1 protein-coding gene is annotated in these 249 nt (G+C 66.3%); it reads right to left on the reverse strand.

Annotated features, from left to right (window positions below; genetic code table 11):
• Nucleotides 1-249, reverse strand: a 249-nt coding sequence (locus tag ACV22Z_RS35940; RefSeq protein WP_448080969.1) for an NAD(P)/FAD-dependent oxidoreductase, incomplete at both ends; no start/stop codon positions are given.

Below are 249 nucleotides of genomic sequence, written 5' to 3' on the forward strand. Positions count from 1 at the left end.
GGCCGTGTGGATCACGAGGCCCGGCTTGTGCTTGGCCGGGTCGATTTCCCACAGCTCCTTGATGCCGATCCCGTACGCCTGCGGATCGGCGTTCGCATCCAGCTTGTACTTCGCGATCAGCTGGCGGCCGAGATGGCCGCGGCAGCCTTCGGCGAACAGCGTGTACTTCGCGTGCAGCTCCATGCCGAGCTGGAAGTTCTCGGTCGGCTCGCCGTCCTTGCCGACCCCCATGTTGCCGGTTGCGACGCC

The organism is Burkholderia sp. PU8-34, assembly GCF_053427725.1.